We start from the raw sequence: 6,562 nt of genomic DNA, 5'->3' as shown, positions 1-6,562 counted from the left end.
CGGCATGTCCTGCAACCGGCCCTGGGTCTCGGCCAGCTTCGTCCAGTGCCGGTCCTCCAACCGGCCTTTGCGCATGTGCTGCAACGGGATCTCGGACTCGGCCGACAGCAGCCGCATGGTGATCTCCGTGCGGCTCATCTCGAGGCTGAACACCACGGTCGGCATCTGGTGCTTGATCGCCGCCGTCCGGGCCACGTCGAGCGCGAAGGTCGACTTCCCGACCGCCGGCCGCGCAGCCACGATCACCATCTGCCCGGGGTGCAGGCCGTTGGTCAGCTCGTCCAGACTGGTGAACCCGGTGGGCACCCCCACCATCTCGCCGGAGGAGCCGGCGTTGTGCTCGATCTCGTCCAGGGTCGGCTCGAGCAGCTCCGACAGCGCCAGGTAGTCCTCGCCCTTGCGCCGGTCGGCGACGCCGTACACCTCGGCCTGGGCCGCGTTGACGATATCCTCGACGTCGCCGCCGCCCTGGGCGTAGCCCATCTGCACGATCCGGGTGCCCGCCTCCACCAGCCGGCGCAGCATCGCCCGCTCGGAGATGATCTGCGCGTAGTACGACGCGTTCGCCGCAGTGGGCACCGAGGCGATCAGCTGGTGCAGGTAGGCCGTGCCTCCCACCCGGGACAGATCCCCACGTTTGGAGAGCTCATCGGAGACGGTGATGGCATCGACCGGCTCGCCCCGGCTGAAGAGGTCGATGACCGCCTCGTGGATGGTCTCGTGGGCGGGGCGGTAGAAGTCCACCGGCTGGACGATCTCGGAACACTCGCCGATCGCGTCCTTGGAAAGCAGCATGCTGCCCAGGACGCTTTGCTCGGCCGCCACGTCCTGAGGCGGGACGCGCTCCGCCGGACCGGGATCGGGCAGGGTGGCGAAGGGGGGGTCCAGCTCGCTCACGGACACGTCGACACCTCTTTCAGCACCGCCATCACTGGACCACCGGACACCGACACACCCTCCCCCAAGGGTGTGAAGAAGGACCCGATCGCGTCACGCTACGACCGAAGGCGCCACCCTTCAAACGCTTGTCGCGCAGCCCTGTTGATGACCTGGGGACAACTGTGGTCATCATCAACATCAGCGACCCACAGGTTGTGAACACTGGTGTGGACAACCAAGAAACTTTGGCCACATACTGCATCTGACCTGCACTGACGTCTGTCCAGACATGTGGAGAAGAATCAGTTCTCGTTCTAGGTCAAGACTCGGTCATCCACAGTCCAGGAGCAGGCATGCAGGCTGGGGCACAGTCACCCTCGTCCTCGTCGAGGGTGCTGGTACCGCCCCGCGAGATCCTGCGGCTGGCCGTGCCCGCCTTCCTCACCCTCATCGCCGAGCCGCTCTTCCTGCTGGCCGACAACGCCATCGTGGGCTACCTCGGGACCGCCCCGCTGGCTGGCCTGGGCGTCGCCAGCGCCGTTCTGCTCACCCTGGTCGGGGTGTTCGTCTTCCTGGCCTACGGCAGCACGGCGGTCGTGGCACGTCGGGCTGGGGCAGGAGACACCAGAGGAGCCATCGGCGCCGGCCTCGACGGCATGTATCTCGCTGTTCTGCTCGGCGTCGCTAGCGCCCTCGGGCTGGTGCTCCTCGCCCGGCCCGTCGTCGGGCTCTTCGACACCTCGCCCGAGGTCGCCGGGCAAGCCGTCATCTACCTGACCATCTCGGCCTACGGCATCCCGTCCATGCTGGTGGTCCTGGCTGCCACGGGCGTGCTGCGGGGCCTGCAGGACACGCGGACCCCCCTGGTGGTCGCCAGCGTGGGCTTCCCCGTCAACGCCGCCCTGTCGCTGTGGTGGGTCCACGGCATGGGGCTCGGCATCGCCGGGGCCGCGTGGGGCACCGTGGTGGCGCAAAGCGGCATGGCGCTGGCCCTGGTGGCAGTGGTACTCCGAGGCGCCCGACACGCCGCGACTCCTCGTGGCTTCCACCCCGCCGGGGTGCTGAACGCCGCGGTGGGCGGCGTGCCCCTCATCCTGCGCACGCTGTCCTTGCGGGCCACGCTCCTGGCCACGACCTGGGTAGCCGCGGCGCAGGGCGACGTCGAGCTGGCCGCCTTCCAGGTCTCGTTGACGGTGTGGAACACCGCGGTCTTCGCGCTGGACGCCCTGGCCATCGCAGCGCAGGCGATCACGGGCAAGTATCTCGGCGCCTCGGACGTGCCGCGCACTCGGCAGGCGCTGTCCACCCTGGTGCGGTGGGCGATGTGGTTCGGCCTCGCGCTCGGCCTGGTCCTCGCGGCGCTGCACGCCGTCATCCCGCTCGGTTTCTCCACCGACCCCCAGGTGCGCGTGGCGATCGCTGCGGCACTACTGGTGGTGGCGGCGAGCCAACCCATCTCGGGCGTGGCCTTCGTTCTCGACGGCGTGCTGATGGGCGCGGGCGACATGTGGTGGCTCGCGCTCGCGCAGGCCGGGCTGCTTCTCGCCTACCTACCCTTGCTGTACGCCGTCTGGGCCAGTGGAGTCAGTGGCACCGCCGGCCTGGTGTGGCTCTGGGTGGCCTTCTCCGCCTTCATGGTGCTGCGGGCCGTCGTCTTCGTGCTCCGATCGCGCAGCGACCGCTGGATGGTCACCGGCGCGAAGCGATGACCATCCACGACTCAGACGCTGACGACCTCGACCGTCACGGTCGCCGAGACGTCCTCGTGCAGCTTCACGTACGCGGTGTGCTCGCCCAGGTCGCGGATCGGGGTCGGCACCTCGATGCGACGCCGGTCGACCTCGGGCCCTCCCGTCTCGGCGATGGCGCGGGCAATCTCCGCTGAGGTGACCGCGCCGAACAGGCGACCACTGGCACCGGAGCGGGCGCTCACGGTCACCGCCTCCTCCTCGAGGCGGGCCTTGGCGGTCTGCGCCTCCTGCTCGGTGCGGTGCGCCCGCTTGGCCCGAGCCGAGGTGATCGCGTCGACCTGCTTCTGGCCGCCTTTCGTCCACGGCGTGGCCAGCTTGCGGGGCAGGAGGTAGTTGCGGGCGTAGCCGTCCTTGACCTCGACGACGTCACCGGCCTCTCCGAGCCCGCTGGTGGGCTGGGTCAGAATAATCTTCATCTGCGTCTGCCTTCCTTTGCTCGTGGGCCGGCTCAGCGAGCCGAGCTGGAGTAGGGCAGCAGCGCCATCTCGCGTGCGTTCTTCACGGCGTTGGCGATGCGGCGCTGCTCCTGCACGGACACCCCGGTCACGCGCCGGGCGCGGATCTTGCCCCGGTCGGAGATGAACTTGCGCAGCAGCGCCGTGTCCTTGTAGTCGATCGCTTCGATCTTGGCGGCCTTGAGGGGGTTGGCCTTCTTCTTGGGCTTGCGCACAACGGGCTTAGCCATCGTGGTGCTCTCCTTGTCTGACGAGAGCCCGAGCTACCGGCTCGGGATGGGTCTGGGTCTGGGTGTGGTCAGCGGTTCTCAGAACGGTGGCTCGTCGTAGGACGGCCCACCGCCCCAACCGCCACCGGAGCTCTGGTTGCCACCCGAGGAGCCGCCAGTGCTGGCGGAGCCGCCTCCGGTCGCCCACGGGTCGTTGTCCGGGGCAGCACGGTTGCCGCCCTGCTGGGCGCCGGCGGAGGAGCCGCCACGCTGACCGGACTGGCCGCCGCCGTATCCACCTCCGCCGCCGCGCTGGGCTTTGGTGACCGAGGCGGTCGCGTACCGCAGAGAGGGGCCGATCTCGTCGGCCTGCATCTCCATCACGGTGCGCTTCTCGCCTTCCGGTGTCTCCCACGAACGGGAGACAAGCCGGCCGGTCACCACGACCCGGGTGCCGCGGTGCAGCGACTCGGCCACGTTCTCGGCGGCCTCGCGCCAGATGGAGCACCGCATGAACAGGGTCTCCGCGTCCTTCCACTCGCTCGTCTGGCGGTCGAACGTCCGGGGCGTGGAGGCCACCGTAAAGTTGGCCACCGCCGCACCGGAGGGGGTGAAGCGCAGCTCGGGGTCACCGGTGAGGTTCCCGACCAGCGTCAGTGGAGTCTCGCCTGCCATTGCTCAGTCCTTCGTGTCGGTTCGCGGATGGGTACGGTCGGATCGGCGGATGTCGGCGGCCTAGGCGTCCAGGCGCAACAGCTTGGTCCGCAGCACCTGCTCGTTCAGCCCCAGCTGTCGGTCCAGCTCCTGGGCCGTGGCCGACTGGGCGGAGAGGGTGACGACGGCATAGATGCCCTCGGCGTGCTTGCGGATCTCGTAGGCCAACCGGCGGCGTCCCCAGATGTCCATGGTGTCGATGCTTCCGCCGTCCTTGGCGACGACTCCCAGCATCTTCTCCACCGTGGGGCCGAGGTTGCGCTCGTCCATCTCGGGGTCGAGGATCATCATCAGCTCGTACTGACGCATGCGTGAACCCACCTCCTTCGGTCTCAGCGGCCACGGTCTCTCCGTGGCAGGAGGGTTGCGATACGTCCCGTCAGCGGAGGGTCTGAGTTTCTCACCTCGTGGACCCGACAGCCGTCGTCGTCCACAGGTCCGCTGACGAACCCGCACACGATACCGATGCGAGCCGCCGCACGCCTAATTGCGCTCCGGCGCGAGCCCGCACTCGTGCCCCACCGGAGGACCGCGTGGCACGATCGGGGCATGTCCGCCGAGCTGCACACCCCAGCGGGGCCGGTGCGGTATGCCGTGTCGGGCCCCAGTGCCTCGGGGCGTGCCGACCTCGTCCTGATCCACGGCTGGTGCTGCGAGCGCTCGGCGATGGCCACCCTGCGCGAGGAGTACGGCGGGCGTCACCGCATCCTGGAGATCGACCTGCGAGGCCACGGGCAGAGCCTGGACGCGCAGGACGACGGGTCGATGGGGGTCGGGTACCGACGACCGGTGGCCGGGGGGACGGTGCCCGAGGCGCTGTCCCGTGTGCGTATCGAGGACTACGCCGACGACGTACGTACTCTCTGCGCCCGCTCCCGGCTGCACCGGCCGGTGCTCATCGGGCACAGCATGGGAGCGCTTGCGGTGCTCGCCGCGCTGGCCGAGAAGCCACAGGGGGCCCACGCCCCCACCGCAGGCATCCTGCTCGACCCCGCACCGGTGGTCAGCGAGGAGGGCAAGCAGTTCTGGGCCGACGCGGTCGAACCGTTGCGCCGGGACGTCAGCGGCGCATGGAGACGCGCCTTCGCGGCCCGGTTGTTCCTGCCCACGGACCGCGCCTCCCGCGTCACCCTCACTGAGGCCATGGCACGCACCAGGCCCGAGGTCGCGTCCGGGGCCGCCGCCGCGATGGCCACCTTCGACGGCGAGGCGGCTCTGCGCGCGGTGGACCGTCCGCTGCTCGTCGTTCACGGCAACACGGCTGAACGGGCCATCGGGGCAGTGGCGCGGGAGGCGCGCGTCGACCTCACCAGCGGGCAGACCGTGGGGTCCGGGCACTTCATCCATCTCGAGGTGCCCGACCAGGTCATGCCCATGATCACGCGGTGGATGCGCATCGCTCTGCCGGCGCAGGACTCCGGCGACCGCGACTCTGCCGAGGCATCGGGCTCGTCGAGGTCCCGCTAGTCGATGACGACCAGGACGTCACCCTCCTGGACCACGTCGCCGGGTGAGACGTAGACACCGCTCACGGTGCCGCCGGCCTCGAGCAACACAGGGATCTCCATCTTCATCGACTCCAGCAGCACCACCTCGTCGCCCGCCTGCACCTTCTGGCCGGGCTCGACGTGGACCTGGGCGACGTTGGCCACCAACTCGGAGGCGATGTGCTGCGGCATGCGTCCGATCTTGTCAGACCCGCCGAGGGCTGGTCAGGTGCGTCGTGGGCCGGGCCGTGAGGTCGACTGGCGGTCACCTGCCCCGTGTACGGTCGGTCCGACCGTGATGGCCACGGAAGGGATGTCATGCGTATTTCGGTGATCGGCACCGGCTACCTGGGCGCTGTCCACGCGGCCGGCATGGCCGAGCTGGGGTTCGATGTGGTCGGTGTCGACGCCGACCCGGGCAAGGTCGACATGCTCTCCTCAGCCCGGATGCCGTTCTACGAGCCCGACTTCGAGCCCCTGCTGGCCGAGCACGTGGGCGACCGGCTGCGGTTCACCACCGACATCAGCGCAGCGGCGACCGCGGACGTGCACTTCCTGTGCGTGGGCACCCCGCAGCAACACGGGTCGCTAGCTGCCGACCTCAGCCACGTCGACACCGCCGTCGACGCGCTCATCCCGCACCTGGCTCCCGGCTCGGTGCTGGTCGGGAAGTCGACGGTGCCCGTCGGCACCGCCCAGGACCTCACCGACCGCGTGCGGACTCGCTCCCCTCACGGCACCGACGTGGCGGTGGCCTGGAACCCCGAGTTCCTGCGCGAGGGGCTCGCGGTCAAGGACACCCTCCATCCGGACCGGCTCGTCTTCGGCGTCGACGCGGACGCGGGTGGCCACGCCGAGGAGGTGCTGCGCACGGTGTACGCCCGCACCATCGCCGAAGACGCGACCCCCGTCGTGGTCACCGACCTGCCGACCGCCGAGCTCGTCAAGGTCGCGGCCAACTCCTTTCTGGCGACGAAGATCTCCTTCATCAACGCCATGGCCGAGATCTGCGAGGCGGCGGGGGCCGACGTCACGAAGCTGGCCGACGCGATCGGGCACGACGAGCG

At 69.6% G+C, this 6,562-nt stretch carries 9 protein-coding genes; 3 read left to right on the top strand and 6 right to left on the bottom strand.

All coding sequences use genetic code 11. The annotated features are described in order from the left end of the window. Positions 1–903 (bottom strand): DnaB-like helicase N-terminal domain-containing protein (locus VJ976_RS05420; protein ID WP_324099092.1); only part of this gene is annotated, 903 nt, incomplete at its 3' end. Between the two features lie 368 nt (positions 904–1,271). On the opposite strand from VJ976_RS05420, the gene VJ976_RS05415 reads away from it, so the two are divergent. Beyond that, on the top strand, positions 1,272–2,588 hold the full coding sequence (locus VJ976_RS05415; protein WP_324099091.1) for an MATE family efflux transporter: 1,317 nt from the start codon (positions 1,272–1,274) through the stop codon (positions 2,586–2,588). 11 nt (positions 2,589–2,599) lie between these two features. Here the strand turns inward: VJ976_RS05415 and rplI are convergent, their stop codons facing one another. The 4 genes from rplI to rpsF form a co-directional block, all read right to left on the bottom strand. Then, positions 2,600–3,046, bottom strand: coding sequence for a 50S ribosomal protein L9 (gene rplI / locus VJ976_RS05410; RefSeq protein WP_324099090.1), 447 nt, complete (start codon positions 3,044–3,046; stop codon positions 2,600–2,602). A gap of 32 nt (positions 3,047–3,078) precedes the next feature. After that, positions 3,079–3,315 (bottom strand): 30S ribosomal protein S18, encoded by a 237-nt coding sequence (gene rpsR, locus VJ976_RS05405; protein ID WP_114928559.1) that lies wholly within the window; start codon positions 3,313–3,315, stop codon positions 3,079–3,081. A 78-nt stretch (positions 3,316–3,393) separates the two neighbouring features. Then, on the bottom strand, positions 3,394–3,969 hold the full coding sequence (locus tag VJ976_RS05400; protein WP_324099089.1) for a single-stranded DNA-binding protein: 576 nt from the start codon (positions 3,967–3,969) through the stop codon (positions 3,394–3,396). A 60-nt stretch (positions 3,970–4,029) separates the two neighbouring features. Further along, entirely contained in the window at positions 4,030–4,317 is a 288-nt protein-coding gene (gene rpsF / locus VJ976_RS05395) for a 30S ribosomal protein S6 (RefSeq protein ID WP_324099093.1), read from the bottom strand. Between the two features lie 240 nt (positions 4,318–4,557). Here rpsF and VJ976_RS05390 point away from each other — a divergent pair, with 240 nt between their 5' ends. Then, the gene (locus tag VJ976_RS05390) at positions 4,558–5,475 is read left to right on the top strand and encodes an alpha/beta hydrolase (RefSeq protein ID WP_324099088.1); all 918 of its coding nucleotides are present in this window, start codon (positions 4,558–4,560) and stop codon (positions 5,473–5,475) included. Here VJ976_RS05390 and VJ976_RS05385 read toward each other — a convergent pair. After that, entirely contained in the window at positions 5,472–5,687 is a 216-nt protein-coding gene (locus tag VJ976_RS05385; RefSeq protein WP_324099087.1) for a biotin/lipoyl-binding carrier protein, read from the bottom strand. The two genes, VJ976_RS05390 and VJ976_RS05385, sit on opposite strands and share 4 nt — an antisense overlap. 126 nt (positions 5,688–5,813) lie before the next feature. Here VJ976_RS05385 and VJ976_RS05380 point away from each other — a divergent pair. After that, positions 5,814–6,562: nucleotide sugar dehydrogenase (locus tag VJ976_RS05380; protein ID WP_324099086.1), on the top strand; the 749-nt coding region annotated here is incomplete at its 3' end.

Origin of the sequence: Ornithinimicrobium sp., assembly GCF_035267225.1 — a bacterium.
GTDB lineage: Bacteria > Actinomycetota > Actinomycetes > Actinomycetales > Dermatophilaceae > Ornithinicoccus.
This window is presented reverse-complemented; position numbering and strand designations above follow the sequence as displayed.